This is a genomic window from Azospirillum melinis, assembly GCF_013340935.1.
GTDB classification, from domain to species: domain Bacteria; phylum Pseudomonadota; class Alphaproteobacteria; order Azospirillales; family Azospirillaceae; genus Azospirillum; species Azospirillum melinis.
The window spans coordinates 98,382-125,173 of sequence record NZ_WHOS01000015.1 but is presented as its reverse complement, the minus strand read 5'-3'; the positions used below and the strand labels follow the sequence as shown (position 1 = coordinate 125,173).

Annotated in this window: 25 protein-coding genes; 13 read left to right on the top strand and 12 right to left on the bottom strand. The window is 67.6% G+C overall.

Translation table 11 applies throughout. The annotated features are described in order from the left end of the window. The first annotated feature begins 509 nt into the window (after window positions 1-509). The gene (locus tag GBZ48_RS14045; protein ID WP_174471605.1) at window positions 510-1,232 is read left to right on the top strand and encodes a hypothetical protein; all 723 of its coding nucleotides are present in this window, start codon (window positions 510-512) and stop codon (window positions 1,230-1,232) included. A gap of 39 nt (window positions 1,233-1,271) precedes the next feature. On the opposite strand, the gene GBZ48_RS14040 is transcribed toward GBZ48_RS14045, so the two are convergent. Then, the gene (locus GBZ48_RS14040; protein WP_109051258.1) at window positions 1,272-2,033 is read right to left on the bottom strand and encodes a proteasome-type protease; all 762 of its coding nucleotides are present in this window, start codon (window positions 2,031-2,033) and stop codon (window positions 1,272-1,274) included. A gap of 509 nt (window positions 2,034-2,542) precedes the next feature. On the opposite strand from GBZ48_RS14040, the gene GBZ48_RS14035 reads away from it, so the two are divergent. The 5 genes from GBZ48_RS14035 to GBZ48_RS14015 all read left to right on the top strand — a co-directional run bounded on the left by GBZ48_RS14035 (window position 2,543) and on the right by GBZ48_RS14015 (window position 7,913). Next, window positions 2,543-3,067 carry a phasin family protein gene (locus GBZ48_RS14035; RefSeq protein ID WP_174471604.1) on the top strand — a complete coding sequence of 175 codons (525 nt, stop codon included), beginning with the start codon at window positions 2,543-2,545 and terminating at the stop codon, window positions 3,065-3,067. Between the two features lie 334 nt (window positions 3,068-3,401). Then, a complete protein-coding gene (locus tag GBZ48_RS14030) occupies window positions 3,402-3,881 on the top strand; it encodes a phasin family protein (RefSeq protein ID WP_174471603.1) in 480 nt (159 codons plus the stop codon). Window positions 3,882-4,225: 344 nt separating this feature from the next. Beyond that, window positions 4,226-4,552 carry an ATP-dependent Clp protease adapter ClpS gene (gene clpS, locus GBZ48_RS14025; protein WP_014246998.1) on the top strand — a complete coding sequence of 109 codons (327 nt, stop codon included), beginning with the start codon at window positions 4,226-4,228 and terminating at the stop codon, window positions 4,550-4,552. 8 nt (window positions 4,553-4,560) lie between these two features. Then, a complete protein-coding gene (gene clpA, locus GBZ48_RS14020) occupies window positions 4,561-6,876 on the top strand; it encodes an ATP-dependent Clp protease ATP-binding subunit ClpA (RefSeq protein ID WP_174471602.1) in 2,316 nt (771 codons plus the stop codon). Window positions 6,877-7,046: 170 nt separating this feature from the next. Next, window positions 7,047-7,913, top strand: coding sequence for an NAD kinase (locus GBZ48_RS14015; RefSeq protein ID WP_425485992.1), 867 nt, complete (start codon window positions 7,047-7,049; stop codon window positions 7,911-7,913). 10 nt (window positions 7,914-7,923) lie between these two features. Here GBZ48_RS14015 and GBZ48_RS14010 read toward each other — a convergent pair whose 3' ends face one another. The 3 genes from GBZ48_RS14010 to GBZ48_RS14000 all read right to left on the bottom strand — a co-directional run bounded on the left by GBZ48_RS14010 (window position 7,924) and on the right by GBZ48_RS14000 (window position 10,294). Further along, window positions 7,924-9,111: a PP2C family protein-serine/threonine phosphatase gene (locus tag GBZ48_RS14010; RefSeq protein WP_174471601.1), complete on the bottom strand. Its 1,188-nt coding sequence runs from the start codon at window positions 9,109-9,111 to the stop codon at window positions 7,924-7,926. 10 nt (window positions 9,112-9,121) lie between these two features. Next, a complete protein-coding gene (locus GBZ48_RS14005) occupies window positions 9,122-9,925 on the bottom strand; it encodes an ATP-binding protein (protein WP_174471600.1) in 804 nt (267 codons plus the stop codon). A gap of 63 nt (window positions 9,926-9,988) precedes the next feature. Continuing rightward, window positions 9,989-10,294 (bottom strand): STAS domain-containing protein, encoded by a 306-nt coding sequence (locus GBZ48_RS14000; RefSeq protein ID WP_109051264.1) that lies wholly within the window; start codon window positions 10,292-10,294, stop codon window positions 9,989-9,991. Window positions 10,295-10,592: 298 nt separating this feature from the next. On the opposite strand from GBZ48_RS14000, the gene GBZ48_RS13995 reads away from it, so the two are divergent. Genes GBZ48_RS13995 through GBZ48_RS13985 form a run of 3 tightly spaced genes read left to right on the top strand, consistent with a single transcriptional unit; the run spans window position 10,593 to window position 17,097 of the window. Next, entirely contained in the window at window positions 10,593-12,995 is a 2,403-nt protein-coding gene (locus tag GBZ48_RS13995) for an ATP-binding protein (RefSeq protein WP_174471599.1), read from the top strand. Further along, window positions 12,992-15,682 carry a response regulator gene (locus GBZ48_RS13990; RefSeq protein WP_174471598.1) on the top strand — a complete coding sequence of 897 codons (2,691 nt, stop codon included), beginning with the start codon at window positions 12,992-12,994 and terminating at the stop codon, window positions 15,680-15,682. The genes GBZ48_RS13995 and GBZ48_RS13990 overlap by 4 nt, the downstream gene beginning before the upstream one ends. Continuing rightward, on the top strand, window positions 15,679-17,097 hold the full coding sequence (locus tag GBZ48_RS13985; RefSeq protein ID WP_174471597.1) for a DUF1329 domain-containing protein: 1,419 nt from the start codon (window positions 15,679-15,681) through the stop codon (window positions 17,095-17,097). The genes GBZ48_RS13990 and GBZ48_RS13985 overlap by 4 nt, the downstream gene beginning before the upstream one ends. Before the next feature lie 30 nt (window positions 17,098-17,127). Here the strand turns inward: GBZ48_RS13985 and GBZ48_RS13980 are convergent, their stop codons facing one another. Both GBZ48_RS13980 and GBZ48_RS13975 read right to left on the bottom strand, forming a co-directional pair. Further along, on the bottom strand, window positions 17,128-17,775 hold the full coding sequence (locus GBZ48_RS13980) for a hypothetical protein (protein ID WP_174471596.1): 648 nt from the start codon (window positions 17,773-17,775) through the stop codon (window positions 17,128-17,130). 96 nt (window positions 17,776-17,871) lie between these two features. Continuing rightward, complete coding sequence (locus tag GBZ48_RS13975) at window positions 17,872-18,015, bottom strand: hypothetical protein (protein WP_174471595.1); 144 nt, start codon at window positions 18,013-18,015, stop codon at window positions 17,872-17,874. Window positions 18,016-18,136: 121 nt separating this feature from the next. On the opposite strand from GBZ48_RS13975, the gene GBZ48_RS13970 reads away from it, so the two are divergent. The 3 genes from GBZ48_RS13970 (at window position 18,137) to GBZ48_RS13960 (ending at window position 20,796) form a co-directional block, all read left to right on the top strand. Further along, complete coding sequence (locus GBZ48_RS13970; protein WP_174471594.1) at window positions 18,137-18,712, top strand: ankyrin repeat domain-containing protein; 576 nt, start codon at window positions 18,137-18,139, stop codon at window positions 18,710-18,712. Between the two features lie 34 nt (window positions 18,713-18,746). Continuing rightward, window positions 18,747-19,730 carry a cobalamin biosynthesis protein gene (locus GBZ48_RS13965; RefSeq protein ID WP_174471593.1) on the top strand — a complete coding sequence of 328 codons (984 nt, stop codon included), beginning with the start codon at window positions 18,747-18,749 and terminating at the stop codon, window positions 19,728-19,730. 106 nt (window positions 19,731-19,836) lie between these two features. After that, on the top strand, window positions 19,837-20,796 hold the full coding sequence (locus GBZ48_RS13960) for a DMT family transporter (RefSeq protein ID WP_174471592.1): 960 nt from the start codon (window positions 19,837-19,839) through the stop codon (window positions 20,794-20,796). A gap of 20 nt (window positions 20,797-20,816) precedes the next feature. Here the strand turns inward: GBZ48_RS13960 and GBZ48_RS13955 are convergent, their stop codons facing one another. The 3 genes from GBZ48_RS13955 to htpX form a co-directional block, all read right to left on the bottom strand. Beyond that, window positions 20,817-21,536, bottom strand: a complete 720-nt coding sequence (locus GBZ48_RS13955; protein ID WP_174471591.1) for a hypothetical protein — start codon at window positions 21,534-21,536, stop codon at window positions 20,817-20,819. 25 nt (window positions 21,537-21,561) lie between these two features. Then, a complete protein-coding gene (locus GBZ48_RS13950; RefSeq protein ID WP_174471590.1) occupies window positions 21,562-22,494 on the bottom strand; it encodes a DHH family phosphoesterase in 933 nt (310 codons plus the stop codon). Between the two features lie 101 nt (window positions 22,495-22,595). Further along, window positions 22,596-23,603, bottom strand: coding sequence for a zinc metalloprotease HtpX (gene htpX, locus GBZ48_RS13945; RefSeq protein ID WP_174471589.1), 1,008 nt, complete (start codon window positions 23,601-23,603; stop codon window positions 22,596-22,598). A 116-nt stretch (window positions 23,604-23,719) separates the two neighbouring features. Between htpX and GBZ48_RS13940 the strand changes: the two genes are divergently transcribed. Continuing rightward, window positions 23,720-23,908, top strand: coding sequence for a DUF1674 domain-containing protein (locus tag GBZ48_RS13940; RefSeq protein WP_109051275.1), 189 nt, complete (start codon window positions 23,720-23,722; stop codon window positions 23,906-23,908). Window positions 23,909-23,929: 21 nt separating this feature from the next. Here GBZ48_RS13940 and GBZ48_RS13935 read toward each other — a convergent pair whose 3' ends face one another. From GBZ48_RS13935 to ugpA, 3 genes are read right to left on the bottom strand one after another with little or no spacing between them, the layout of a single operon-like run. Further along, complete coding sequence (locus GBZ48_RS13935; protein ID WP_174471588.1) at window positions 23,930-25,006, bottom strand: sn-glycerol-3-phosphate import ATP-binding protein UgpC; 1,077 nt, start codon at window positions 25,004-25,006, stop codon at window positions 23,930-23,932. A 25-nt stretch (window positions 25,007-25,031) separates the two neighbouring features. Continuing rightward, window positions 25,032-25,880 carry a sn-glycerol-3-phosphate ABC transporter permease UgpE gene (gene ugpE, locus GBZ48_RS13930; protein ID WP_109051277.1) on the bottom strand — a complete coding sequence of 283 codons (849 nt, stop codon included), beginning with the start codon at window positions 25,878-25,880 and terminating at the stop codon, window positions 25,032-25,034. Beyond that, window positions 25,877-26,761 carry a sn-glycerol-3-phosphate ABC transporter permease UgpA gene (gene ugpA, locus GBZ48_RS13925; protein ID WP_109096928.1) on the bottom strand — a complete coding sequence of 295 codons (885 nt, stop codon included), beginning with the start codon at window positions 26,759-26,761 and terminating at the stop codon, window positions 25,877-25,879. Before ugpA ends, ugpE begins: the two co-directional genes overlap by 4 nt. Between the last annotated feature and the right edge of the window lie 31 nt (window positions 26,762-26,792).

Sequence of the window (26,792 nt, the reverse complement as noted above, 5' to 3'; positions counted from 1 at the left end):
CGAACTCCGCCCGCCGGCCGTATCCGCCGCGCGAAAGGCGAACGGAAACAATCCGTTACGAACGGTGTTGCGCGTTACACTCATGATGGCCCCGCCAACCGCTAGATTTTGGTGCTTGGTTCAATGGTAAATTCGTGCGAAATCAGTGTCTAGCATGAATTCGTTAATTTACTGCTTTGGCTTTTCGCAGTTTCTGTGGCCAAAATCGCGGGTCCTGCATGTAGAGGGAAGGAACGGCGGGAACGGCACGTCGGAAGGGGAGCGGCACGGCGCGAACGGAAGGGGCAAACGGATTACCGGCGCCCTCCGGCTGGCCAAAGCCCACCGGTGTCCGGAGATCGGGTCTTGCCGTCACGTCCTTCGTTCTCCACCTACCAGGGGCCGCCGACGCGAGGCAAGCGACAATGAGCCGTGGTCATCAAAGAACCGTTCCGGTCGCCTTTTTTTCCCGCTGGGGTGACCGTCGGGCCATGGTCCGCGCAACCGCCAGGATAGCGGGGGTCGCCGCCATGGCGGCCACGCTGGTTACGCTCGCCGGTTGCAGCTCCGTCGGGCCGACCGACAACCCGGTGGCGCGCAAGCTGACCTGGTTCAGCTATCTCAACGGCGACGACCTGCGGTCCCGCTGCGGCAAGGACAGCGCCGACCGCTACCGGCTGATCTTCAACGCCGACTACAACCGGCATGTCCGCACCTACGACATCGTCGGAGACCCGGACCGCGGCGGCGCGGCGGTCGAAGCTCACGTGATCGAGGCGACCGACCTCACCCGCCTGACGCTGGCCGATCCGTTCTCCGCCGCGCGCGGCAACACGGCGACCCTGCAACTGAGCGCCGCGCAGTTCGACAGCTTCGTCGGCCGCCTGCGCGAGGACGGGGTCTTCGACCCGCCGCCCCAGGGGTTGCGGTTGCCGTCCAATGGCTTTTACTGGCTGATCAACGGCTGCCGGGCCGGGCAATGGTTCTTCACCGCCTACCCCTACCCGTCCAGCCGCTTCACCGACGCCCGCTTCCCGGAGCTGCTGCGCAGCATCGACCCGACCGGCATCGCCTATCCCGGCCTGCCGGCTCCCGACGAGGCTCCGCGCACCCTGCCCTCCTCCGGCCAGCTGGCGGACGGCGGCGTGTTCTTCGAGGTGCAGATCGGGCGCGACGGGCTGGGCCGCTACGGGCTGGTCGGCCCGACCGCCCCCTTCGGGGCGCTGCTGCTGAGCGCCCTTCCGGGGAAATGAGCCGAACCGACGGTGGCGGTCCCGGGTGACCGCTGGGGCTCAGACTGTCTCTTCGGCCGGCTGGCGCGGACGCATGTCTTCCGGGACGAGCGTTTCGACCCAGGGGCCGTCCGGCATGCGCCGGGCCAGTTCGGTCAGGTTGCGGTTCCACCACTGGCGCTGTTCGGCGAGGTCGTCATAGTCGTAGTTCGACTGGCGCCAGCTGCGCGACTCGGCATGGTAGGACACCATGTCGATGGGGAAGCCGACATCGTTGCTGGAGAAGCGCGTGCTGTCGAAGGACAGGTAGGCCAGCTTCAGCGCCGTCTGCATGTCGGTGCCGTAGGTCAGCGCGCGGTCCAGGATCGGCTTGCCGTAGGCGGTGGCACCGATCGACAGGTAGGGGGTGCGCTCGTCCACCTCGATCCAGTTGCCCTCCGGATAGACCAGGAACATGTAGGGTTCGCGGTCTTCGGCCAGCTGGCCGCCGATGATGGCGTGCAGGTTGAAGTGCAGCTTCGACGCCTCCAGCGACTCCCTGTCCTCCGCGGCGACTTGCCGCAGGCAGGCGGTGAAGGCCGAAACCGCGTCCAGCATCGTCGAATAGGACTCGCCCCGGCGCTTCTGCATGTCGCGGCGCAGATAGGCCAGCGTCTTGTCGCGCACGCTGCGCAGGCCGGAATTCATGATGAAGAAGCGGTCGCCGCCGCTGCCCATCATCGTCACCTTGCGGGCCGACGAGAGCTGCGATCCGCTGGTGATCCGGCCGTCCGACAGACCGATCAGGCCGTCGCGGGTCTTGATGCCAAGGCAATAGGTCATGATCGAAATGGTCCCGAAGATGCGGCCTGAAGAGCGGATGGCCCGGCACGCCGCGTCCAAGCGCCGCACCTGACCTATGGCCGAGGCGAATCCCGCCCGCGGCCAAGCTACACTTGTCCCAGCGCCGGTAAAGCCTTCGTTAAGGACATCCGCCATCAGGGCCGCTTTCAAGGACTTGCCGACGGTTCCGCGAAACGGGCGCCGGCCGGCAATGGAAGCGACGCGGCTGTCATCGGAGCTTCACGCCATGGGGGTATGGTACGGCGCAAGGGAGTAAGCCGGATACCCGCCGAACGGACTGTTGACACCGCGCTGAGCTTAGCCCATAAAATCCTTATATTGCAGTGCAGCATTTTCTGCGCCGTTTTGCGGCTTGGGGAATCGAGCGGTTGACGGCTGCACAACGTAAAAATGCAACGCACACCGCTGCCGGCAGGCTCCTCGCCACGCTTTGCGGCGGACGGGTCTCCCAACCAAATGCCGGCATCAGCCAGGAAGGAACGCACGCCATGAACCAGTTCACGCCGAAGTCGCTCGAGAACGTCGCTACCCAGGCCAAGGAGCAGTATGAGGGCTTGGTGAAGGCCGGCCAGGAGCAGACGGTCAAGCAGTTCGAACAGACCGCGACCGCCGCCAAGGAGCAGTTCGAGAAGACTGCCGCCCAGATGCTGAAGAGCTACGAGGACCTGCAGGCCACCGGCAAGGCCAATGTCGAGGCGCTGATCGCCAGCAGCACCATCGCCGCCAAGGGCGCCGAGGATCTGGGCCGCGAAGTCGTCGCCTACGGCCAGTCGGCTCTGGACAAGTCCATCACCACCGGCAAGGCCCTGCTGACCGCCCGGACCATCCAGGAAGTGGTGGAACTGCAGAACGATTTCCTGAAATCCAGCTTCGACTCGCTGCTGGCCGAGACCACCCGTCTGCAGGAGCTGTCGACCAAGGTCACCAACGAGGCGCTGGCCCCGCTGAACGCCCGCGTCACCGCGACGGTCGAGACCTTCTCCAAGCCGATTGCCAAGCCGATCGCCGCCTGAGCGGCCCCATCGGATAGCACGTGACGGCCGGGGTTCAGCCATAGGCCCCCGGCATCGCAAACGGCCCGGCAACCTCCACGCGGTTGCCGGGCCGTCTTGCGTTCGGGCCGCCGATACGCCGGCCGGATTCTTTCGCGCGGAAGTTTTTTGTGCAGCGCACAATACGGATTGACTCGCCCCGCCGCTTTCCTTATCTTCAGGCCATGTTGCAGTGCAGCATATCTCGGGCGCCCGCCCTGACGGGGTCCGAGGGTTTCAACCCACTCCGCAACCGGCCGCCGCACCGTCGGGGCCGCGCGGTTGACCCCTTATAGAGAGCGCGAGGAGCATAGCCATGTCCGACCAGATCGCCGCCGTCACCAAGTCCGTCGAAGACGCCATCGCCACTGCCAAGCAGAACCTGGAAGGCCTGGTGAAGGCCCAGCAGGAGCAGATCGAAAAGGCCTCCGCCAAGGTGCTGAAGAGCTATGACGAGCTGACCGTTCTCACCAAGGAGAATGTTGACGCGCTCGTGAAGTCCGGCACCGTCGTCGCCAAAGGCGCGGAAGAGGCCGGCAAGCAGGTCGCCGCCTTCACCCAGTCCTCGCTGGAGAAGAGCGTGTCGAACGCCAAGGCCGTGCTGGCGGTGAAGACGATCCAGGAACTGGTCGAGCTGCAGAGCACCTTCACCAAGGCCAGCCTCGACGCATTCGTGTCGGAGAGCACCAAGCTGCAGGAACTGACCGTCAAGGTCGCCAACGAGGCGCTGGCCCCGCTGAACGCCCGCGTCAACGCCACGGTCGAGGTTCTGTCGAAGAAGCCGGTCGCCGCCTGACCGGTCCGGCTCTCCTGCTTTCTTGACCAGTGGGCAGCCAATGCCCACCTGAAGGACCGCATCGCAGCGGCCCGGCATCCCGCTTTGGGATGCCGGGCCGTTTTGCGTTTCCGGCCGCGGCCCCTCATCCAACCGTCGAAAACGCTCTGGAACGGGGTAGGGTTTTCCGCCGATTGCGGCAATTTCCGAAGCGGTGTCTCCTATTACGGAGTAGCGGAATGGCCTGCGGTCCAAAGGAGGGTCTGCCAAATGGAGGTCAGCTGAAAACGGCCCCTTCCCACCGCGCCCGAAATGACCATATCATTCCCAGTGAAAGTGCATCGCGATGACATTCGACTGGGACCATGGCCGACTCTGACAAGCAGGGCAACGACGGCACTAACAGCGGCGTGGTCGTCAAGGCCAAGCCGAAGACCAAGAAGCCGTCGATGTACAAGGTGTTGATGCTGAACGACGATTACACTCCCATGGAGTTCGTCGTTCTCGTTCTCGAACGCTTCTTCAGCAAATCGCGGGAGGAAGCGACACAGATCATGCTGCATGTGCACCGGCGGGGTGTGGGGTTGTGCGGCGTGTTCACCTACGAGGTGGCGGAGACGAAAGTCACGCAGGTGATGGACTTTGCGCGCCAGAACCAGCACCCGCTGCAATGCACGTTAGAAAAGGATTAGACCCACACATGCTGTCGCGTAACCTGGAACAGACGCTGCACCGAGCCCTGGCCCACGCGAACGAGCGCAGGCATGAATACGCGACGCTCGAACATCTGCTTCTCGCGTTGACCGAAGACTCCGATGCTACCGCCGTCTTGCGCGCTTGCGGGATCGATCTCGACCGACTGCGCGCGGAACTGTCGGATTACCTCGACAATGAGCTGGCGAACCTTATCACGAACAGGCCCGATGATGCCAAGCCGACGGCTGGTTTCCAACGGGTTCTGCAGCGTGCGGCCATCCACGTCCAGTCGTCGGGACGTGAGGAGGTGACGGGAGCAAATGTGCTCGTTGCCTTGTTCTCTGAACGCGAGAGCCACGCGGTTTACTTCCTGCAGGAGCAGGAGATGACCAGGTTCGATGCGGTCAACTACATCTCTCACGGAATCGCGAAGGCTCCGGGCCGCTCGGAAACAAAGCGTGTCTCGGGCGCTGACGACGAGGCGGCGGCGGAGAAGGTCGTGAAAAAAGGCAGCGAAGCGCTAGAGGCGTATTGTGTCAACCTGAACAAGAAGGCGTCCGGCGGGAAGATCGATCCGCTGATCGGCCGGGAGCAGGAGGTCGAACGGACCATCCAGATCCTGTGCCGGCGGTCGAAGAACAACCCGCTCTACGTCGGCGACCCCGGTGTCGGCAAGACCGCCATCGCAGAGGGCCTCGCCCGCCGCATCGTGCAGCAGGAAGTGCCTGAGGTGCTGCGCAACGCCACCATCTTCGCGCTCGACATGGGCTCGCTGCTGGCCGGCACGCGCTACCGCGGCGATTTCGAGGAGCGGCTGAAGGCCGTCGTGTCCGAACTCGAGGCGACGGAGGGGGCGATCCTCTTCATCGACGAGATCCACACGGTGATCGGCGCCGGCGCCACCTCAGGCGGTGCGATGGATGCCTCGAACCTGCTGAAGCCGGCGCTGGCTTCCGGCTCGCTGCGCTGCATCGGTTCGACCACCTACAAGGAATACCGCAGCTACTTCGAGAAGGACCGGGCGCTGGTCCGGCGCTTCCAGAAGATCGACGTCAACGAGCCGTCGGTCGAGGATGCGATCAAGATCCTCCAGGGCCTGAAGCCCTACTACGAGAAGCACCACAAGGTCACCTACACCGCCGACGCCATCCGCGTCGCGGTGGAGCTGTCGGCCAAGTACATCGGCGACCGCAAGCTGCCCGACAAAGCCATCGACATTATCGACGAGGTCGGTGCGGCGCAGATGCTGCTGCCGGAGAACAAGCGCCGCAAGAAGATCGGCGTGAAGGACGTGGAGGCGGTGGTCGCCAAGATCGCCCGCATCCCGCCGAAGTCGGTCAGCCGCGACGACAAGGAAACGCTGCTGAACCTGGAGCGCGACCTGAAGACCATGGTCTTCGGCCAGAACAAGGCGATCGACGCGCTGGTCTCCGCGATCAAGCTGGCAAGGGCCGGCCTGCGCGAGCCGGAGAAGCCCATCGGCAACTACCTGTTCACCGGCCCGACCGGTGTCGGCAAGACCGAGGTGGCACGCCAGCTCGCCATGACGCTGGGCATCGAGCTGACCCGCTTCGACATGTCCGAGTACATGGAGCGGCACACGGTGTCGCGCCTGATCGGCGCCCCTCCGGGCTATGTCGGCTTCGACCAGGGCGGCATGCTGACCGACGCCATCGACCAGCACCCGCACTGCGTCCTGCTGCTGGACGAGATCGAGAAGGCCCATCCGGACCTGTTCAACATCCTGTTGCAGATCATGGACCACGGCAAGCTGACCGATCACAACGGCAAGATTGTCGATTTCCGCAACGTCATCCTGATCATGACCTCGAACGCCGGGGCCGCCGACATGGCCAAGCCCGCCATCGGCTTCGAGCGTGACCGCCGGGTCGGCGAGGACATCGAAGCGGTCGAGAAGATGTTCACGCCGGAGTTCCGCAACCGTCTCGACGCGATCATCCCGTTCGCGCCGCTGACGCAGGAGGTCATCAACCGCGTCGTCGACAAGTTCATCATGCAGATGGAAGCGCAGTTGGAAGATCGCGGCGTGTCCATCGAGCTGAACGAAGAGGCACGCGAGTGGCTGGGCAAGAAGGGTTACGACCCGCTCTACGGCGCCCGCCCGCTTGGCCGCGTGATCCAGGAGTACATCAAGAAGCCGCTGGCGGAAGAGCTGCTGTTCGGCAAGCTCAGCAAGGGCGGTCTGGTCAAGGTCACCGTCAAGGACGACAAGCCGGCCTTCGACTACACCGAAGGCAACCGGCCGAAGCGCACCTCCGGCGACGATGACGAGGAGATGGTGTCGGAGATGGTCGAGTAAGTTCGGCCGATCCGTTTCATCCAGTCTTCCACATGGCAAAAAAGGGGACCGCGCGCGGTCCCCTTTTCGTTGTGCGGCCAATGGGTGCGGCCGACGGATGCGCTCTTTTGCATCGGGTCGTCACCGCGCGATACTTTTGCGCGAAGGCCGGACTGCGGTATGGTCGCGCCATGACCGAATCCGCCGCCACGCCGCCCGCCGTCGATCAATCCGGCCTTGTCCAGTCCGCAGATGCGCAGGCGCCGCTGATGCCAGCACCCGATGCGCTGCGCATCGCGTTTTCCTGCGCCGACACGGACGAGGCGCGGGCCGCCCGCACCCGGCTGGTCCACCGCTACGGCAATGCCTTGGCGGACGAAGCCGACGTGATCGTGGCGCTGGGCGGCGACGGCTTCCTGCTGGAAACCCTGCACCGGGCGCTGACCCGCAACCGGGAACGGCCGACTCCGGTCTATGGCATGAACCGCGGTTCGGTCGGCTTCCTGCTGAACGCCTACCGCGAGGAGGATCTGGCGGAGCGGATCGTGGCATCCCAGCATGTCCGCCTGCATCCGCTGCGCATGGTGGCGACGCGGGTGAATGGCGAACGGGTCGAGGCGCTGGGCATCAACGAGGTTTCACTTCTGCGCGAGACGCGGCAGGCGGCCAAGCTGCGCATCACCATCGACAAGGTGATCCGGCTGCCGGAGCTGATCTGCGACGGCGCGCTGGTTGCGACGCCGGCCGGCAGCACCGCCTACAACCTGTCGGCCCACGGCCCCATCGTGCCGCTGAATGCCGGCGTTCTGGCCCTGACCCCGATCAGCGCCTTCCGCCCGCGGCGCTGGCGCGGCGCGCTGCTGCCGCACACCGCCAAGATCACCTTCGACGTGCTGGAGGAAGGCAAGCGCCCGGTCAGCGCCGTCGCCGACTTCACCGAGGTGCGCGAGGTTCTGCGGGTCGAGGTTCAGGAATGCCGCGAGGTCGGCCTGACCCTGCTGTTCGACCCGGAACTGAACTTTGAAGAGCGCATCCTGAAGGAACAGTTCGCACCCTAAGGCTCACCTTTCACGCCCGCCGCGCGACCCACACGGCGGTCAGGTCGTCGCGCAACGGCAGGCTGGTGCGGGCATAGAAGCTGTCCATCATCGGCCGCAGCGGGTGCTGGCGGTCGCGGGCCAGCGCGTCGCGGACGAAATCGGGCACGGCGCCCTGGCCCAGCGGGGCATGCCCGTTGCCGCCGCATTCGATCAGGGCATCGCTGTACAGGAACAGGAAGCCGCCGCGCGGCAGGCGGTGGCTCTGGTCGACATACTGCGCCCGGCGCGAGGCGCCGAGCACCAGCCCGGCCGAATCGAGCAGACGGATGTCCGGCCCGTTTCCCTTCGCGCCGGCCGGCGTTCCCAGCACCGGGTTGGGCGAGCCCGCAGCGGCGAAGGTCAGCGTGTCGATGGCGAGGTCGAGGATGCCGAAGAAGGCAGTGGCGAACTGCCCCGTCGGCAGCACGTCCTTCAGCGCGCCGTTCAACTGGGTCAGCCATTGCGACGGCGCCATATGCTGCATCGGAAAGCGGTCGATCAGCGTGTGCAGGCGGAAGGTGTTGATCGCCGCGGTGATGCCATGCCCGGCGAAATCGATCATCAGCAGCCCCAGCCGGCGGTCGCCGAGCGGATAGAGGCCCCAGAAATCACCGCCCAGCTCCGACGAGGTCTCGAAATGGGCATCCAGCGTCAGGCCGTAACGGTCGGCCACCTCGGCCAGCTTGCGGCTTTCCGGCAGAAGCGAGGTCTGCATGGCGCGGGCATGCGACAGCTCGCGCTGGACCCGTTCGCGGAAGGCGGCGAGATCGTTGAACAGCTTGCGCTTTTCCAGCTGGTGGCGGACACGCGCCACGCATTCGCCGGGCTTGATCGGCTTGGAGATGAAATCGCTGCCGCCGGCCTCGAAACAGCGCACCTGCTCCTCGTCGCTGTCCAGCGCGGTCTGGAACAGCACGGGAAGCTGCTCGTGCGTCGCGTTGCGGCGCAGCGCCTCGCACATCTCCCAGCCGTTCATCACCGGCATGTCGACGTCCAGCAGGACGAGGTCGGGGCGGAAGCGGTCGACCGCCGCCAGCCCTTCCCGGCCGTTCTCGGCGAAGGCGATCTCGGCGATGCCGGCGCGGCGAATCACCAGGGCGAGCGATTTTCGGTTGAATTCGTTGTCGTCGACGATCAGGACGCGGCAGTCCGACAGCGACAGGGCGGGCACGGCCATGGACGCTCCGTCAGCGGTCGAACTGCAGGACGGTGCAGCGACCGCCGTCGGTCACCGTCACCCGCGAAGCCAGCGTCCGCATGAAGACGAAGCCGCGGCCCGACCGCGCCTTGTTGCCGGTGGTCGCCGGGGCCAGCGCGGTGTCGAAGCCGCCGCCCTGGTCCACCACCGCGATGGCGATGCAGCGCCCGTTCCAGCGGCAGAAGATGTCCAGCCGCCGCCGCGTCACGGCGGGATCGCCCAGCCGGTCGCGCATCATCTCGCTGAACCGGCGATAGCCGCCCGGCTCCCCCTTCACCGCGCTGGACAGGCCCAGATTGCCGTGGACGATGGCGTTGGCGACGGCCTCGTGCAGGCAAAGCTCCACATTGGACCGGCGCTGCGGCTCCAGAACGCCGCGCCGCACCAGCTCGTCGCAGACCAGCACCGGGCATTGCAGGCCATAGGCGGTGCCGGTGGTCAGCGACAGGTAGAATCCCGGAAGCCCGGGATCGTCCGCCGCCGGTGCCCCCGACCAGTCGTCGAGCGGGGCCGCCGCCTCGTCGGCTCCCTCCCCCAGCTCGACCGTCAGAAAGGGGCTCCGGTCGAAGGCGGCGCGCAGACGGTCGCGGTCGGCCCGCTCCATCAGCAGCGTTTCCACCGCCCGCTCCGGCAGCCCCCGCCCGGTTGCCACGGCATCGTCCCGCTGGTCCTGCACCGTCCCGGCGAAGCGCGACGCGACGCGGGCGGCCATGTCGGTGGGCACCCGGTCGCGCAACAGGCTGAAGCCGCGGAGTGCCGGTTCGGCCGGGCTGTCGTGATGAGCGGCGTCCATGCGGCAAACTCCCCTGGGGCAAGAACCGGCGGGTCAGGACTCGGCAGGTCGGAGTTCCGCAGGTCAGAACTCGATGGTGATGATCTCGCCCAGCCGCGCCAGTTCGATCGACCGCTTCACGTCACCCAGGGGATGGCGAACGATCATCTTGATGTTGCGGCTCTCGGTCTCCTCCTGGAGGATCAGCAACATCCCGAGCCCGGCGGAGTCGATGAAGTCCAGCTTCGACATGTCGATGACGAAGCGCCGCGCACGGGACTGCTCGACCAGTTCGACGATGTCTCTGAGCCGGTCATGGTCGGTGAACTCGAGGCGGCCCGTCAGCCAAACCTCCGTCGCATCGACTGTGTTGGTCGTCTTGAAATCCATAGATCCTCTCAAGATCCTCTCAACCCGGTCCGCAACCCTGGCCGCACCCATACAAATGCGCGCGAAACCAAAGCCATCCGCCTATGCACAGTAGTGCAAGCATCTGTCCGGCCTCAAGTCTCGATACCACAATCGGATGAGCGCTCCCCTTTGGCGCGACACTTTTCCTCCGCTTCCCGCCCCTGGGACTCAACCTGCATGGACGGAGGGCGGACGACGGGGTAGAACGTCCTTGGGGAGGTGCGCGCTCCGCGTGCCGCACCGCCGCCCTATCGACGAACCTCCGGAACGGCAAGGCATGACCAGGATCGTTGAGGCATGGCGGCGCATACCGACCGTATCGGCCAAGTTCCTGCTGATCCTGGTGCCCAGCCTCGTGGTCGCGGTTTCGCTGTTCTCGGCCCTGTTCTTCTATGACCGCTACAAGGATTTGCAGGCGGCGCTGCGGCAGAAGGTGGCGACCATCGCCGACATCAACGCGGCGGCGCTGTCCAACAATCTGTGGACCTTCGACGTCCAGGCTATCCGCAACGTCATCCAGGCCATCGGCGCCAACCGGGAGCTCGTCTGCGTCGAGGTGAGCGACGATCTGGCCGACGGGCTGTTCGCCTGGCCGGGGCCGAGCTGTCCCTTGAGCAGCGACGCCAACATCGAACGGCGGCCGGTCCGGGTACAGAACCTCCAAGTCGGCACCATCACCCTGCATTACAGCCACGACGTCGTCCGCGAACAGCTGCGGCAGGAGGTGGTGAACACCGCGGTGCTGCTTCTGCTGATGCTGGCCGGCACCATCGCGGCGGCGCTGGCGGCACTGCGGCTGACGGTGGGCCGGCCGCTGGGGCGGCTGATCGCCTCCATCCTGGAATCGGAGCGGGGCGGCGGGCACCAGCCGGTGGACTGGCGCGCCGCCGACGAACTCGGGCGGGTGATCCAGGCCCACAACGCCATGCTCGCCCGGCTGGGACAGGAGGAGGCCGCCCTGCGCAAGAGCGAGCAGCGGCTGGCGCTGGCCATCACCGCCACCCGGTCCTCCGTCTGGGATTATGACCTGCACAGCGGGCAATATTGGTGGTCGAAGGAATTCCCCGCCCTGCTCGGCTATGGTCCGAGCGAGCTGCCGATGACGGCGGAGACCTGGTCCTCGCTGCTGCATCCGGACGAGGCGGAGCGGGTGATGCAGGAGTCGCGGCGCCGGGTGCGCGACCGCGCCATGGCCTACACCGCCGTCTACCGCATGCGCCGGCGCGACGGCCGGTGGGCCTGGATCGAGGACCGCGCCACTGCCCAGCGCGATCCCGACGGCCGCGCCCGCCGCCTGACCGGAACCATGTCCGACGTCACCGAACGGGTGCGGGCCGAGCTGGATCTGGCCCATGAACGCAATGTGCTGCAGGTCACTCTGGACAACACCGACCAGGGCATCATCAAGGTCGACGGCGACGGGCGGGTGGTGACGGCGAACCGCCGCGCCGCGGAGCTGCTGAACATCCCGCCCGAGGTGCTGGCCGGCAACCCGCGCTTCGCCGATGTCGTGGCACTCCAGCGCCGCCAGGGCGAATTCGGCGAGATGGGTGACGATCCCGACCTGTATCTCAGCTACGGCATCGGCGCGGGCGGCAGCGGAAGCGGCTCCGACGCCGGTATGGATGGTGGCTTCACGATGCCACCGGAGGAGCCGGCGGGGATGATCGACCAGCCCTTCACCTTCAAGCGCCGCCGTCCCGACGGCCGCATCGTCGAGGTGCGCACCAACCCGCTGCCGGAGGGCGGATTCGTCCGCACCCTGACCGACGTGACGGTGGAAGCCCGGTCGGCCGAGGAAATCTTCAACGCGATGCAGGAGCTGGAACGCGCCTATGCCGATTTGAAGGAGACGCAGGCCAATCTGGTCCAGGCCGAGAAGATGGCCTCGCTCGCCCTGCTGGTCGCCGGCGTCGCGCATGAGATCAACACCCCGATCGGCATCGCCTTCGGCTGCGCCACCCACCTGTCGGGCCGGACCGGGATGCTGGCCGAGGGGTTCGAGCGCGGGACGATGAAGAAGTCGGAGCTTGCCGCCTATGTCGCCACCGCCAGCGAATCGTCCCGCCTGATCGAACAGAACCTGACCCGCGCCGCGGAACTGATCCAGAGCTTCAAGCGCGTCGCCGTCGACCAGACCAGCGAGGAGCGCCGCCGCTTCGACCTGCTGGCCTATCTGGAGGAGGTGGTGACCTCGCTCGGCCCCACCCTGCGCAAGAGCCGGCACCGCGTCGCCATCGCCTGCTCGCCCGGCATCCTGATGGACAGCTTCCCCGGCGCGCTGAGCCAGGTGGTGACCAATCTGGTGATGAACGCGCTGACCCATGCCTTCCCGGCGGACAGCAAGGGGCACATGGTTATCGACGTGGACGAGGCGGCCGAGGGCGAGGTGGAAATCCGCTTCGCCGACGACGGTGTCGGCATCGCCGCGGAAAACCTGCCCAAGGTGTTCGAACCCTTCTTCACCACCCGGCGCGGGTCGGGCGGCAGCGGCCTGGGGCTGCACATCGTGTTCAATCTGGTGACCCAGTCACTGGGCGGGCGGATCTCGGTTGACAGCGTTCCCGGCGATGGAACTACCTTCACCCTGCGCATTCCGAAGACCGTCATTCCCCCCGGCAGTCCCGCCGCCGCCACGCCTTCGCCGACGCCCGTACCGCTGGAGACCGAACCCGCATGAGCACCGGCGCCTACGACGATGACGAAATCCTGTTCGCCGACGAGGAGGTGGACGGCGCCCCGCCCGATCCCGGCGAGGCGGCCACCGGCGCGGAGCCGATCGACCCGGCGGCCCCGCCCTGGGTGATCCTGGTGGTGGACGACGAGTCCGACGTCCATTCCATGACCGGGCTGCTGCTGGCCGATGTCGCCTTCCAGCGGCGGCGGTTGGACCTCGTCAGCTGCTTCACCGCGGCGGACGCCCGCACCGTGCTGGAAAGCCGGCACGACATCGCCGTGATCCTGCTCGACGTGGTGATGGAGGAGGACGATTCCGGCCTGAAACTGGTGCGCTGGATCAGGGACGGGCTGGGCAACCGCGATGTCCGCATCATCCTGCGCACCGGCCAGCCGGGTCAGGCGCCGCAGCGCGACGTGATCGTCGATTACGACATCAACGACTACAAGCCGAAGGCCGACCTGTCGGCGGAAAGCCTGTTCACGGCGGTGATCGCGGCGCTGCGCGCCTTCGACCAGATCCAGTCCATCGAAACCCGGGTGGCGGAGCGCACGCGCGAGCTGCGCGAAAGCCGCGAGCAGGCGGAGGAGGCGACCAAGGCCAAATCCGCCTTCCTCGCCACCATGAGCCATGAGATCCGCACGCCGATGAACGGGGTGCTCGGCATGCTGGGCCTCCTGGAGCGGACCGAGCTGGACGACCACCAGCGCGACACCGTCGGCACCATGCGCGAGTCGGCCAACGCGCTGCTGCGGATCATCGACGACATCCTGGACTTCTCGAAGATCGAAGCCGGGAAGATGGATCTGGAACGGGTGGCGCTCTCGGTCCCGGCGCTGGTTGAGGGGGTGGCGGAAACGCTGGCCCCCGCCGCCGGGGCCAAGGGGCTGGCGCTGCTGACCTATGTCGACCCGGCGATCCCGCAGGCGTTGCTGGGCGATCCGGTGCGGCTGCGCCAGATCCTGTTCAATCTGGCCGGCAACGCCATCAAGTTCACCGAGGCCGGCCGCGTCGTGCTGCGCGCCGAGCTGGAGTCGCCCCCGACAGGCACGGAAACGCTGCTGCGCATCGCCGTCTGCGACACCGGCATCGGCATCGCCGAGGCGACTCGCCAGCGCCTGTTCCAGCCCTTCACCCAGGCGGAAAGCTCCACCACACGGCGCTTCGGCGGCACCGGGCTGGGGCTGTCGATCAGCCGGCGGCTGGCGGCCCTGATGGGCGGCGAGATCGGGGTGGAGAGCGAGGCGGGCCGCGGTTCCACCTTCTGGCTGCGTCTCCCCCTGGCCCACGCCGCCGCACCGGTTTCGGCGGAGGACGGTTCCGATGCCGTCGATCTGGACGGGCTGACCGTCCTGCTGGGCGTGCCCGACGACACGGAGCGCGGTTTCCTCGCCCGCTATCTGGAGCAGGCCGGCGCCCGCGTGCTGCCCGCCGCCTCCCCGCCCGAACTGGCGGCCCAGGCCCGCATCGCCCGCGAAGCCGGCTGCGCGGTCGGCGTCGTCACCATCGACGAGGCGCTGCATGTCCCGGCCGCCGCCTGCGCGCCGCAGGAGCTTGGCCGCCGCAGCGGCGAGGCCCGGCCACCGGTGGTCCTGCTCTGCCATGAGACGGGTGGCATGCCCGGCCCGTCCTCCCACCCCGCGGCGCGTGGGACGGAAGCCGGCACGGTGGTGCTGAGCCGCCCGCTGCGCCGGCTGGTCCTGTTGCGCGCGGTGGCCGTCGCCGCCGGCAGGCTGCATCTCCAGCCGGTCCACCCGCAGTCCAACCTCCAATCCAACCCCCAATCCTCTGCCCTGCCGTCGCCCGTCGGCGCCAGGACTGCGGCAGGCCCCGCCCCCGGCGCCCCCGCCGTGGATGGGGCGGAAGCCCAGGGGCGCCTGATCCTGGTGGCCGAAGACAATCCGGTGAACCGCAAGGTTCTGCTGATGCAGTTGCAGGCGCTGGGCTATGCCGCGGAGATGGCGCCCGGCGGAGCCGAGGCGCTGGAGGCGCTCGACGCCATGCGGCAGGGCCGGAGACGTTTCGCCCTGCTGCTGACCGACGTCCAGATGCCGGAAATCGACGGGTTCGAGCTGACCCGCCGGATCCGCGGCGACGAACCGTCGGCGGACCGCCTCCCGATTGTCGCCATCACCGCCAATGCCGCCCCGGCCGACATCGAGCGCTACCGCGCCGCCGGCATGGACGATGTGCTGAGCAAGCCGCTGGAGCTGTCGCAGTTGGGGGCGACGCTCGCACGCTGGATGCCGCCGGTCCCCGCCGAGCCAGCCGAGGTTCCGGCATGGGCTTTGCCGGAACCGGTGCCTGAGACACTGCCCGAACCATTGCCCGAACCATTAATTGAACTCGCCGGCCTGCGCGCGCTGTGCGGCGGCGATGCGGAGATGCTGGCGGAACTGCTGGGTGATTTCATCGCCATCGGCCACGGGGTGATTGCCGATCTGGACAAGGCCCTCGACATGGGCGACCGCGACCGGATGCGGGCTTGCGCCCACAATCTGAAAGGCTCCTCCCGCAATGCCGGCGCCAGGCCGCTGGCCGAAGCCGCCCGCCTGCTGGAGCAGTCAGCCACCGAAGGCGCACCGCTCCCACGGCTCAGGGAGGAGGCCGGCCGGCTGCGCGACAGCTTCGCCGCGACCTGCACCGCCATCGCACGGGAACTGGCCCTCGTGGAGCGGTCAACGGCATGAGCGACCCGACGGATTTCCACCCCGACCGGCGGCAAACCCTCGGCCTGCTGCTGGGGACCGCCGCCTCTGTCGCCGCCACTACCCGCGGTGCGCTTGCCCAAAGCGCCCCGGCCCCAAGCGCTCCAGCCCCAAGCGCCCCGTCCGACGTCGGTGTGCCGCGGCTGGGCGAAGAGCTGACGCCCTTCGGAGCGGTGCGCGCCGGCAACCGCACGCGGGCGATCCCGCCCTGGACCGGCGGGCTGACCGAGGCGCCGCGCGGCTATGTGCCGAACCGCCCCTCGCCCGATCCCTATATCGAGGACGTGCGCTGGTTCACCGTCGGCGCCGCCGATGTCGAGCGCTACAAGGTCCGGCTGACCGCCGGGCAGCAGGCCCTGCTGGAGAAGTTTCCGGACAGCTTCGAACTGGCGCTGTTTCCCAGCCGCCGCAGCGCCGCGGCACCGCAGCGCATCTACGACGCCTCGCTCGCCAACGCCGACCGCGCCAGGCTGGGCGAGAACGGGCTGGCCTTGCGCGATGCGGCCGTGGGCGTGCCCTTCCCGATTCCGGCGAACGGCGTGCAGGCGATGTGGAACCACAAGCTGCGCTGGCGTGGCGGCAATCTGTCGCGCACCAGCCTGACGGTGGTGCAGTCCGGCGACGGAACCCGGTCGCTGACCCGGCTGCGCGAGGATTTCGCCTCGCCCTATGCCGCCGGGGATGCCGCCGCCCCGCCCCTGCTCTACCGCCGCACCATCCTGGATCCCAAGGAACAGGCGGGCAGCAGCCTGATCGTCCAGGGAACGCTCGACCCCATCGCCGCCCGCACCCGTGCCTGGGTTCGGGAGGGGGAGCGCGGGCGCGTGGTTGCGGCGCCCGACTTCGCCTATGACACGCCCGACCCGGTGACAGGCGGAATCTGTACCGCCGACATGCTGGACATGTTCAGCGGCGCGCTCGACCGCTTCGACTACACGCTGGTGACGCGACGCGAGATGTACATGCCGTACAACGCCCACCGGCTGACCAACCCCAGCCTGACGATGCGGGACATCCTGTGGCCGCACCACCCCAACCCACAGTTCCTGCGCTATGAGATGCACCGGGTCTGGGTGGTCGACGCCCGTTTGAAGCCGAACTTCAAGCATTCGCTGCCCGACCGCACCTTTTACCTGGATGAGGACAGCTGGCAGATCCTGGCGTCGGAGCATTACAACGGCAAGGGGGAGCTTCTGCGCTACGCCGAAGCGCATCCGCTGCCGGACTGGCAGGTGCCGGCGCTGGTCCCGACGATGGAGTTCGCCTTCGACCTGACGGCCGACCGCTACGCCGCCCGCGGCGTGGAAAACGGCCTGCCCCCGCCGCGCTACGACGCCCCGCTGAAACCGGAGGACTTCACCCCCGATGCGCTGGTCCGCCGGGGACGTCGCGGATAGCCGGGGCGGGGGTGAAGCGGCGGCGGGTCGTCACATCGATCCGGTCTGCCGCACGTCGTGAACCTCGGCCGGCCGGATGGCATGACGGTTCAGGATCTCCAGCGCGATGCGTTCGCGCGCGGCGTCGCCGACATTGACCCACAGCAGGATGCCGCCCTTGTCGAGGTGTTGCAGCATCGGCTCGTTGCGCTTGTCGGTGATCCATTGCGACAGGAAGGAGCCCGCAGCCCCGCTGCCGACACCCGCCGCGGCGGCAGCGGCGGCGGCGGCCAGGGCGGTGCCGCCGGTGGCGAGCACGGCACCGGTGGCGATGATGGCGCCGACATAGGCGGGGAAGCCGACCGCGGCACCCTGGCCGCTGCCGATATCCTCCGGCGAGATGTAGGCCTGCCGCGGCGCGTCGGGGTCGTGGGCGAGGCTGCCGACGTCGCGCGGCACATCGCCCAGCCGCTCGCGGATCGTCTCGTCATTGGCCAGGAGGCTCAGCTCATGGCGCTGGAAGCCGGCCAGCGTCAGGTCGTCGATGGCGTTTTGCAGGGCATCGCGGCTGTCGAAGACCGCCACGGCCTCGCGCACCGTCGCATTGGTGCTGCCGGCATCGGTGCCGGTGGTTCCGCTGTCTCCCGTCCAGGCACTGGAATCGATCGTGGTCGGGTTCTGGTCGCGGCTCTCGATCATGCCTCCACCCCTTCGCTTGACAGGAAGTCCGAACAATCCGAATCCAACCGGAAAGCGGGGGCAAGGTTCCGCTCGAGGGCGCGAGGCGGATTTCGATCACGGCCGCGATGCGGCTGGCGGAGTCACCGCGCCACGCGGCTCCGGCATCGTTCCCAGGAACCACCACAGGCCCAGCCCGATCAGCACGGCCTTCACCAGCAGGAAAAGCGCGATGTGGCGGGCGAGCGGGTTGCGGAGCATGGGTTCAACCTGTCGATGCGGACCGGCAGGCCCACGGTCTGGCGATGAAGGCCGATCTGGCAAAAGCACCGGTGTTCTGGCTAGTATCCGGCACCCATGCTGTCAAGGAAGGATACCCGCCATGAAGCGGCTCCTGCTCGCCACCCTGTTCGCCCCCCTGCTTGCGGCCGGCCTGTCCGCCGGCTCGGCCGCCCCGGCCCTCGCCCAGATCAGCCTGTTCCAGGACACCGGTCTGATGCAGGCGGTCAATGACGGCGACGTCACCAAGACGAAGGGCGCCCTGTTGCGGGGCGAGAACCCCAACCAGGCGGACATCCATGGCAAGACCGCCCTGCTGGCTGCCGTCGACCGCTCCAGCCCGGCCATCGCCGCCCTGCTGCTGGACAGCGGTGCCAACGTGAACCGCGCCGACAAGGCCGGCATCACCCCGCTGCTGGCCGCTGCGGAGAACGGCAATCCGGAACTGATCGATCTGCTGCTGAAGAAGGGCGCCAAGGTCGACATGGAAAACCGCGAAGGCATGACCCCGCTGATGGTCGCCGCCCGCAGCGGCCGGGCCGACGTGGTGGACCGCCTGCTGAAGGCCGGGGCCAAGGTCGACCGCTCCGACTTCACCGGCCGGACCGCGCTGAACTGGGCGCAGGAAAGCCGCAACTCCCGCGTAGGTACGTTGCTGCGCCAGGCCGGCGCCCGCTGACCCTCCTCCGCTGATTCCCTGCCCCGGAGACTCCATGTTCGGTTCGGCCTTCGGCGGTCCCGGTCCGCTGCTGCTCCTGCTGCTGGCGCTGGGGATCGACGCGCTGTTCGGCGACTGGCTGGACCGCATCCTGCCCGACCCGGCAGGTCTGGCGCGGCGCTTCTGCAACGCCGCCGATGTCCGGCTGAACCGGGCGGAGCGGGGCAGGTCGGCGCAGGTGTTCCGCGGAGCGCTGGTGGTGCTGGCGCTGGTGCTCATCGCCGCCGCTGCCGGATTGCTGGTGGAGTGGATCGGCTCCATCGGCCGCGGCTGGATGGTGGAGTTGCTGGCCCTGCTCTGCGGCCTGCGCGGCCGGGCGGCCTGGACCCGCATTCGGGCGGTGCGCCGGGCGCTGGAAAGCGGCGGAGTCGTCGCCGGGCAGGAGGCGATCCAATCGCTGACCCGCCGCCATGTCTATGGGCTGGACGAACATGGCATCGCCCGTGCGGCGGTGGAGGCCGCCGCCCGCGCCTTCGACCGCAAGCTGGTGGCGCCGGTCTTCGGCTATGCCCTGCTCGGCGTACCGGGCCTGTTCGTCTGGACGGCGATGGACGGCGCCGACGCCGCGCTGGGCAGCCCCGGCGTCCGCCATGGCCGCTTCGGATCGACCGCTGCGACGCTGGACGATGCGCTGAACGCCCTGCCCGCCCGTCTGGCCGGTCTGCTGCTGGCGCTGGCCGCCCCCTTCATCGGCACCGCCAAGGCCGGCAGCGCTCTGCGCTCTCTCGGCCGCGATGCGCGCAAGCACCCGTCGCTGAACATGGGCTGGCCCATCGCCGCGATGGCCGGCGCGCTGGGGCTGGCGCTGGGCGGCCCGCACCGCGACGGCGGCGTGGTCATCACCGAGAACTGGATCGGCGACGGCCGCGCCCGCGTCACCCCTGCCGACATCGGGCGAGCGCTCGCTCTGTCCGCCGTCGCCTCCCTTCTGCTGGTCGGGCTGGTGGCGCTGCTGCTGTGGGGCGTGGCCGGGATCTGAGGTGCCACAGCCCTGCGCCCCGGACACGGCAATGTCCCGTCCTTGTCAGGCCACCGCCCGCGTCCCGTCCATATACTAGTATGGTGAGGCAGGGAAAGCGGGGGCGATGAGTACGGGAGAGAGTGCGCCGGCTGCGGCCAAGGCTGCGCCGGCGGAAGCGACATTGGCGGAAAATATTTTGGCGGAGCGGGCCCTGGCGGAACGGCGGTCGGGCCGGGCCGGCATTTTCTGGATGATGCTGACGACGCTGCTGTTCGTCACCCAGGACGCCACCATCCGGGTCCTGACCAAAAGCTATCCGGTGGTGGAGGTCGCCTGGGCGCGCTTCGCCGTGCACATGTTGCTGGTGGGTACGGTCGTCGCGTGGCGCAGCCCGCATCTGATGGTGTCGCACCGGCTGCCGCTGCAACTCGTCCGCTCCTGCCTGCTGCTGGCGACCACGCTGTTCGCCGTTCTGGCCCTGCGCAGCATCCCCTTCGCCGAAGTGCAGGCGATTGCCGCCGCCGTACCGGTCCTGATCACGGCGCTGTCGGTGCCCTTGCTGGGCGAGAAGGTCGGCTGGCGGCGCTGGGTCGGCGTGCTGGTCGGGATGGCCGGCGCGCTGATCATCGTCGGGCCGGTGGGCGGCACCTTCCAATGGGCGCTGGCCCTGCCGCTGGCCGCGGCCTTCAGCAACGCCCTGTACCAGATCGCCACGCGCAAGCTGCGGGGCGCGGATTCGCCGACGACCACCATCTTCTACACCGGCATGGCCGGGACGGTCGCCTGCACGCTGGCCCTGCCCTTCAACTGGGTGACGCCCGACCTGACGGGTGCGGCGCTGATGATCCTGCTGGGGACGCTGGGCGGCATCAGCCATTTCTGCCTGATCCGTGCCTACAGCGCCGCCCCGGCCGCCACCGTGGCTCCCTTCGGCTACACCACGCTGGTGTGGGCGGCGGTCTATTCGCTGATGCTGTTCGGCGAGGAGTTGCGCCTGTCGACGATCCTCGGCACCGCCGTCATCGTCGGCAGCGGCGTCTACATCTTCTATCGCGAACAGATGCGGTCGCGGCAGTCCTCGTAAACCGTCGGGCCGGCAGCCATTCAGGCGGCCTGCGGCCCGACATCCTCCACCATGTAGAAGGGCCCGCGCCGGTCGCGCTCGACCCGCAGGATGAAGCGGCTGATCCCGCCGGCCTTGATGGTCCAGAGATCGCCAGCCCCATCCAGCGGGCGAAGCTCCAGCTCGTCCGGCACCGGCGCCTCGCCCAGCCGCTTCAGGATGCGGTCGGCGCGGGTGCGGTCGATACCGGGAAGGCTTTCGGCAGCGCGGGCGTCGAAGCGGTCGCTCTTCACATAGCGGGTGCCGGCACCCTGGATCGGGCTGGACGGCCGGCCGGGCTGCATCCGCGCCCGCGCCGCCATCAGCTGCCAGCGCGCAGTGCCGCAGGCCTGGATCGCGGCGGCATGGACGGCAGCCACCCGCTCAATCAGCTCGGGGAACAGCGGCATCAGCTCGCGGCGCTTGTAGGCCACCCGGCTCATCAACTCATGAATCGAGCGCTCGCTCACCGCGGCGGCGTCCGGCAACTCCACCGTCTCCGCCGCCAGCAGGGCCGGGATGGCGTCGAGCGCCGCCCTCGCCACCAGCGCCTCGATGCTGGCCAGCGCCGCCGCCCCCGCCGCAGCGGTGCGGGCGATGGCATCGGCGACCACCGGCCGGGCACGGTCGAGCGCCTCCGTCCTCGGCACCTCGTCGGACAGGGCGGACAGCCAGCCGGCGTCGAACAGGGTGTTATCGGAGAAAGGAGGAAAGGCGCTCAATCGCTAGAAACCCGGTCGGTGAAGTTCAGCCGTCCGCGCGCATGCGGGCGACGACTTCCTCCAGTACCTCTTCGGCCCGGTCGTTGTCGACCTGGCAGGTACCGGCCGCCTGATGGCCGCCGCCGCCATACTGAAGCATCAGCGGGCCGATGTCCGTCTTCGAACTGCGGTCCAGGATCGACTTGCCGCAGGCCAGCACGGTGTTCTGCTGCTTCAGGCCCCACAGGACGTGGATCGACACGTTGGTGTCAGGGAACAGCGCGTAGATCATGAAGCGGTTGCCGGCATAGATCGTCTCCTCCTTGCGGAGGTCGAGCACGACGACGTTGCCGCGCACGGTGGCGCAGCGCTTCAGCTGGTCGACGAACAGCTCGGCATGCTGTGTATAGAGCTCCACCCGCTCCTTCACGTCGGGCAGCTCCAGGATCTGCTCGATGGTATGGCTGCGGCAGTAGTCGATCAGATCCATCATCAGCTGGTAGTTCGACACCCGGAACTCGCGGAAGCGGCCCAGGCCGGTACGCGCGTCCATGATGAAGTTCAACAGGGTCCAGCCGGTGGGGTTCAGGATGTCCTCGCGCTGGTACTGCGCCGAGTCGGCCTGATCGACCGCCGCCATCATTTCATCGGAGATGGTGGGAAAACGCTCCTTCCCGCCATAGTAATCATAGACGACGCGGGCGGCCGACGGCGCCTTGGGGTCGATGATGTGGTTGGGCTTCTCGCCGACCCGCATGGTTTCCGACAGGTGATGGTCGAACACCAGATGGGCGCCGTCGACGTAAGGCAGGTTGGTGGTGATGTCGCGGTCGGTGATCTCGATCTTGCCGTCCTGCATGTCCTTGGGATGGACGAACTTGATCTCGTCGAGGATGCCCAGCTCCTTCAACAGAACGGCGCAGACGAGCCCATCGAAATCGGAGCGGGTGACAAGGCGGTACTTCGCGGCGTCGGACATGCAAGAAATCCCCTGGCGACCGTCATGATTGAGCGCGTGCCGGAAGGGTAGTCGCCTACCCCTTCGGCACGCAATCCTTTACCAGAGGCTTGCCGGAGAGATCAGCCACAGGGGCCGCGGCGGTTTTGCGGCATGAAGCCGCCTTGGCCGCCTTGCGGCGGCGCCCCCCAGGGCGAGCGGCCGTCGCGCGGCGGGGTCTGGCCGCCCCCAAAGCCACCACCGCCGAACCCGCCGCTGAAGCTGCCGGTCTGGGCAGCCATGTTGCGGAGCCGCGCCACCCGCTCGCCCATGTCGGGGTGGGTGGAGAACAGGCTGGCCATGCTGGCGCCGCTGAGCGGATTGGCGATGAACAGGTGGGCGGTCGCCGGGTGCGCCTCAGCCTGGTAATTGGGGATGTGGTTGGCGCTGTTGTGGATGTTGGTCAGCGCGTCGGCCAGCCAAGCGGGACGGCCGCAGATCTCCGCACCGATGCGGTCGGCCTCGAACTCGCGGGTGCGGCTGATCGCCATCTGCACCAGTGTCGCGGCGATGGGGGCGAGGATGGCGGCCAGGATCGCCCCGACCATGCCCAGCGGGTTGCCACCGCGCTCGTCGTTGCTGGAGCCGCCGAAGAACAGGCCGAAATTGCCAAGCATCGACACCGCGCCGGCGATGGTCGCGGTGATCGTCATGATCAGGGTGTCGCGGTTCTTCACATGGGCCAGCTCATGCGCCATCACGCCGGCGATCTCCTCCGGCGTCAGCCGCTGCAACAGGCCGGTGGTGGCGGCGACCGCCGCATGGTCCGGGTCGCGGCCGGTGGCGAAGGCGTTGGGCTGGTCGTTCTGGATGATGTAGACGCGCGGCATCGGCAAGCCGGCGCGCTCCGCCAGCCGGGCAACGATGCCGTGGAACTCGGGGGCGGAATAGGCGTCGACCTCGCGGGCGCCGTACATCGACAGCACCATGTCGCCCGAATTCCAGTAGCTGAACAGGTTCATGCCCAGCGCCATGACGAAGGCGATGATCAGGCCGGTCTTGCCGCCCAGCAGGAAGCCGACCGCCATGAAGATCGCCGTCAGGCCGGCAAGGAGAATGGTGGTCTTCAGATAGCTGGTCATGATCGCCATATCGGTTCAGGATGGGCCGAAGCGGGGTAACCCGCTCCGATCCCGGACATGATCCAGATATGGGTCCGGGGCGCGCCCGCGTTCAAGATGCCTGCCAGGATGCCCACAGTTTCGCGATGGACATGATGACCGAACCGACCAAGCCGCAACAGGATGCCGCCGAGGCGGTGACTGCCGGAACCGCCACCGATGGAACGGAAGCCAAAGGTCCGGAACAGAAGCCGGGCGAGATCGGCGGCCCGAAGGGGCCGGAGCCGACCCGCTACGGCGACTGGGAGTTCAAGGGACGCTGTTCGGACTTCTGATCGGAGAGTGACCGGGCACGGTCACTCCATCCGCCGGCCGGTCACCGCGTCGAACAGGTGCAGGGCGCCGTCCTGCGGTGCGACCGTCAGCCGGTCGCGCTCGCGCACGGTGGGGATTCCGGCCATGCGGACCAGCAGGCTCTCGCCGTCCGGCAGACGGCCATAGACCACGGTATCGGCGCCAAGCGCCTCGACCAGTTCGACCTCGATGGAAAAGCCACCGGAGAAATCCTGTGCGGCGACGGCCATATGCTCCGGCCGGATGCCGAGCTTCACCGGACGGCCGGCGTCGGTCGGACGCGCCTGCGGCAAGGCCAGGCGCTGGCCGCCGGGCAGCAGCACCGCCTCGCCGCGGTCGTCGATGCGGCCGTCCAGCACATTCATCGGCGGCGAGCCGATGAAGCCGGCGACGAACAGGCTGGCCGGGCGCTGGTAGACCTCCAGCGGCGTGCCGATCTGTTCGGCCACGCCATGGTTCATCACCAGGATGCGGTCGGCCAGCGTCATCGCCTCGACCTGATCGTGGGTGACGTAGAGGCTGGTGATGCCGAGCCGGTCCTGCAGCCGCTTGATCTCCACCCGCATCTGGGTGCGCAGCTTGGCGTCCAGGTTCGACAGCGGCTCATCGAACAGGAAGGCGGCCGGTTCGCGCACGATGGCGCGCCCCATGGCGACGCGCTGGCGCTGGCCGCCCGACAGCTGGCTCGGCCGGCGGTCGAGGAAGCGGCCGAGTTCGAGGATGTTCGCCGCCTTGTCGACGCGCGCCCGGATTTCCGCCTTCGGAATGCCGCGGATCTTCAGGCCGTAGGCCATGTTGTCGAAGACCGTCATGTGCGGATAGAGCGCGTAGTTCTGGAACACCATCGCGATGTCGCGATCCTTGGGGTCCAGATGGTTGACCACGCGCCCGCCGATGGCGATCTCGCCGCCGGTGATGCCCTCCAGCCCGGCGACCATGCGCAGCAGGGTGGACTTGCCGCAGCCGGACGGGCCGAGCAGGACCAGGAATTCCCCGTCCTGGATCGCGATGTCGATGCCCTTGATCGCTTCGACCGGGCCGTAGGACTTGCGGACGTTGCGGATTTCAACGGTTGCCATTGTTCTTCTTTCCCTTCGCCCGCGCTTACTTTTCGCTGTCCACAAGACCTTTGACGAACCAGCGCTGCATGAACACCACCACCGCCACCGGCGGCAGCATCGCCAGCACCGTGGTCGCCATGATGATGTGCCAGTCGTTGGCCGATTCGCCGGTGCCGATCATTTTGGTGATGCCGGTCACGATGGTTTCCATGTCGCCGCTGCTGGTGACCAGAAGCGGCCAGAGATACTGGTTCCAGCCATAGATGAAGAGGATGACGAACAGTGCTGCGATGTTGGTGCGTGACAGCGGCAGCACCACGTCGATGAAGAAGCGCACCGGTCCGGCGCCGTCGATCTTCGCCGCCTCCAGCAGTTCGTCCGGAATGGTCAGGAAGAACTGGCGGAACAGCAGGGTCGCGGTGGCCGACGCGATCAGCGGGATGGCCAGCCCGGCATAGGTGTTGATCAGGCCCAGGTCGGCGACGACCTTGTAGGTCGGGATGATCCGCACCTCCACCGGCAGCATCAGCGTGATGAAGATCAGCCAGAAGAAGGCCATGCGCAGCGGAAAGCGGAAGAAGGCCACCGCATAGGCCGACAGGATGGAGATGGCGATCTTGCCGACCGCGATGGACAGCGCCATCACCAGGCTGTTCAGCATCATGGTGCGGACGGGCGTGTACATGGCGCGGTCGCCGGCCTCGCCCACCCAGGCCTGGGCATAGTTGGTCGCCCCCTGCCCGCCCGGCCACAGCGGCAGGCCGCCGCGGCCGATGGTGCCGGAATCCCAGGTGGAGCCGATCAGCGTCACATAGATCGGATAGGCGAAGATCAGGACGCCGACGATCAGGACGATGTGCGGCAGCAGATCGATGAAACGGGTCGGCTTCATGAGTAGTGGACCTTGCGCTCAACGAAGCGGAACTGCACCGCGGTCAGCGCGATGACGATCACCATCAGGATCACCGACTGCGCCGACGACCCGCCGAGATCGTTGTTGACGACGCCGTCCTGATAGACGCGGAAGATCAGCGTCTCCGTCGCCTTGCCCGGCCCGCCCTGGGTCAGGGCATGGATGGTGCCGAAGGTTTCGAAGAAGGCGTAGACCATGTCGACCACCAGCAGGAAGAAGGTGGTCGGCGACAGCAGCGGGAAGGTGATGGTCCAGAACCGCCGCACCGGACCGGCGCCGTCGATGCTGGCCGCCTCCATCACCGAGCGCGGGATCGCCTGCAATCCGGCCAGGAAGAAGATGAAGTTGTAGGACACCTGCTTCCAGCTGGCGGCCATGATCACCATCGTCAGCGCCTGCCCGCCGTTCAGCCGGTAATCCCAATCATAGCCCAGCGCCCGCAGCGCCCGGCCGAAGGACCCGATGTCGGGGTTGAAGATGAACATCCACAGCACCGCCGCGACGGCCGGGGCCAGCGCATAGGGCCAGATCAGCAGCGTCTTGTAGGCGCGGGCCCCCTTGATCTTCGAATCGGCCAGCACCGCCAGCAGCAGCGCCAGCCCCATCGCCAGCACGGTCACCGCCAGGCTGAAGACGACCGTGACCTTCAGCGTGTCGAGATAATTCGGGTCACCCAGCACATTGGTGAAGTTCTCGAACCAGACGAACTCGCTGCGGATGCCGAAGGCGTCCTGCAGATGCACCGACTGCCAGATCGCATTGGCGGCCGGCCAGATGAAGAACACCAGCGTCACGGCCACCTGCGGCGCCAGCAGCAGGTAGGGCAACAGCCGGTTGTCGAAGGTGACGCGACGCTGCAAAGGATGGTCTTTCGTCAATGGTAGACGGCGC

Bases quoted from the DNA above. Each gene is read 5' to 3' on its own strand.
- GBZ48_RS14045 (WP_174471605.1), top strand. From the start codon at position 510: ATGGCGGCCACGCTGGTTACGCTCGCCGGTTGCAGCTCCGTCGGGCCG.
- GBZ48_RS14040 (WP_109051258.1), bottom strand. From the start codon at position 2,033: ATGACCTATTGCCTTGGCATCAAGACCCGCGACGGCCTGATCGGTCTG.
- GBZ48_RS14035 (WP_174471604.1), top strand. From the start codon at position 2,543: ATGAACCAGTTCACGCCGAAGTCGCTCGAGAACGTCGCTACCCAGGCC.
- GBZ48_RS14030 (WP_174471603.1), top strand. From the start codon at position 3,402: ATGTCCGACCAGATCGCCGCCGTCACCAAGTCCGTCGAAGACGCCATC.
- clpS (WP_014246998.1), top strand. From the start codon at position 4,226: ATGGCCGACTCTGACAAGCAGGGCAACGACGGCACTAACAGCGGCGTG.
- clpA (WP_174471602.1), top strand. From the start codon at position 4,561: ATGCTGTCGCGTAACCTGGAACAGACGCTGCACCGAGCCCTGGCCCAC.
- GBZ48_RS14015 (WP_425485992.1), top strand. From the start codon at position 7,047: ATGACCGAATCCGCCGCCACGCCGCCCGCCGTCGATCAATCCGGCCTT.
- GBZ48_RS14010 (WP_174471601.1), bottom strand. From the start codon at position 9,111: ATGGCCGTGCCCGCCCTGTCGCTGTCGGACTGCCGCGTCCTGATCGTC.
- GBZ48_RS14005 (WP_174471600.1), bottom strand. From the start codon at position 9,925: ATGGACGCCGCTCATCACGACAGCCCGGCCGAACCGGCACTCCGCGGC.
- GBZ48_RS14000 (WP_109051264.1), bottom strand. From the start codon at position 10,294: ATGGATTTCAAGACGACCAACACAGTCGATGCGACGGAGGTTTGGCTG.
- GBZ48_RS13995 (WP_174471599.1), top strand. From the start codon at position 10,593: ATGACCAGGATCGTTGAGGCATGGCGGCGCATACCGACCGTATCGGCC.
- GBZ48_RS13990 (WP_174471598.1), top strand. From the start codon at position 12,992: ATGAGCACCGGCGCCTACGACGATGACGAAATCCTGTTCGCCGACGAG.
- GBZ48_RS13985 (WP_174471597.1), top strand. From the start codon at position 15,679: ATGAGCGACCCGACGGATTTCCACCCCGACCGGCGGCAAACCCTCGGC.
- GBZ48_RS13980 (WP_174471596.1), bottom strand. From the start codon at position 17,775: ATGATCGAGAGCCGCGACCAGAACCCGACCACGATCGATTCCAGTGCC.
- GBZ48_RS13975 (WP_174471595.1), bottom strand. From the start codon at position 18,015: ATGCTCCGCAACCCGCTCGCCCGCCACATCGCGCTTTTCCTGCTGGTG.
- GBZ48_RS13970 (WP_174471594.1), top strand. From the start codon at position 18,137: ATGAAGCGGCTCCTGCTCGCCACCCTGTTCGCCCCCCTGCTTGCGGCC.
- GBZ48_RS13965 (WP_174471593.1), top strand. From the start codon at position 18,747: ATGTTCGGTTCGGCCTTCGGCGGTCCCGGTCCGCTGCTGCTCCTGCTG.
- GBZ48_RS13960 (WP_174471592.1), top strand. From the start codon at position 19,837: ATGAGTACGGGAGAGAGTGCGCCGGCTGCGGCCAAGGCTGCGCCGGCG.
- GBZ48_RS13950 (WP_174471590.1), bottom strand. From the start codon at position 22,494: ATGTCCGACGCCGCGAAGTACCGCCTTGTCACCCGCTCCGATTTCGAT.
- htpX (WP_174471589.1), bottom strand. From the start codon at position 23,603: ATGGCGATCATGACCAGCTATCTGAAGACCACCATTCTCCTTGCCGGC.
- GBZ48_RS13940 (WP_109051275.1), top strand. From the start codon at position 23,720: ATGGACATGATGACCGAACCGACCAAGCCGCAACAGGATGCCGCCGAG.
- GBZ48_RS13935 (WP_174471588.1), bottom strand. From the start codon at position 25,006: ATGGCAACCGTTGAAATCCGCAACGTCCGCAAGTCCTACGGCCCGGTC.
- ugpE (WP_109051277.1), bottom strand. From the start codon at position 25,880: ATGAAGCCGACCCGTTTCATCGATCTGCTGCCGCACATCGTCCTGATC.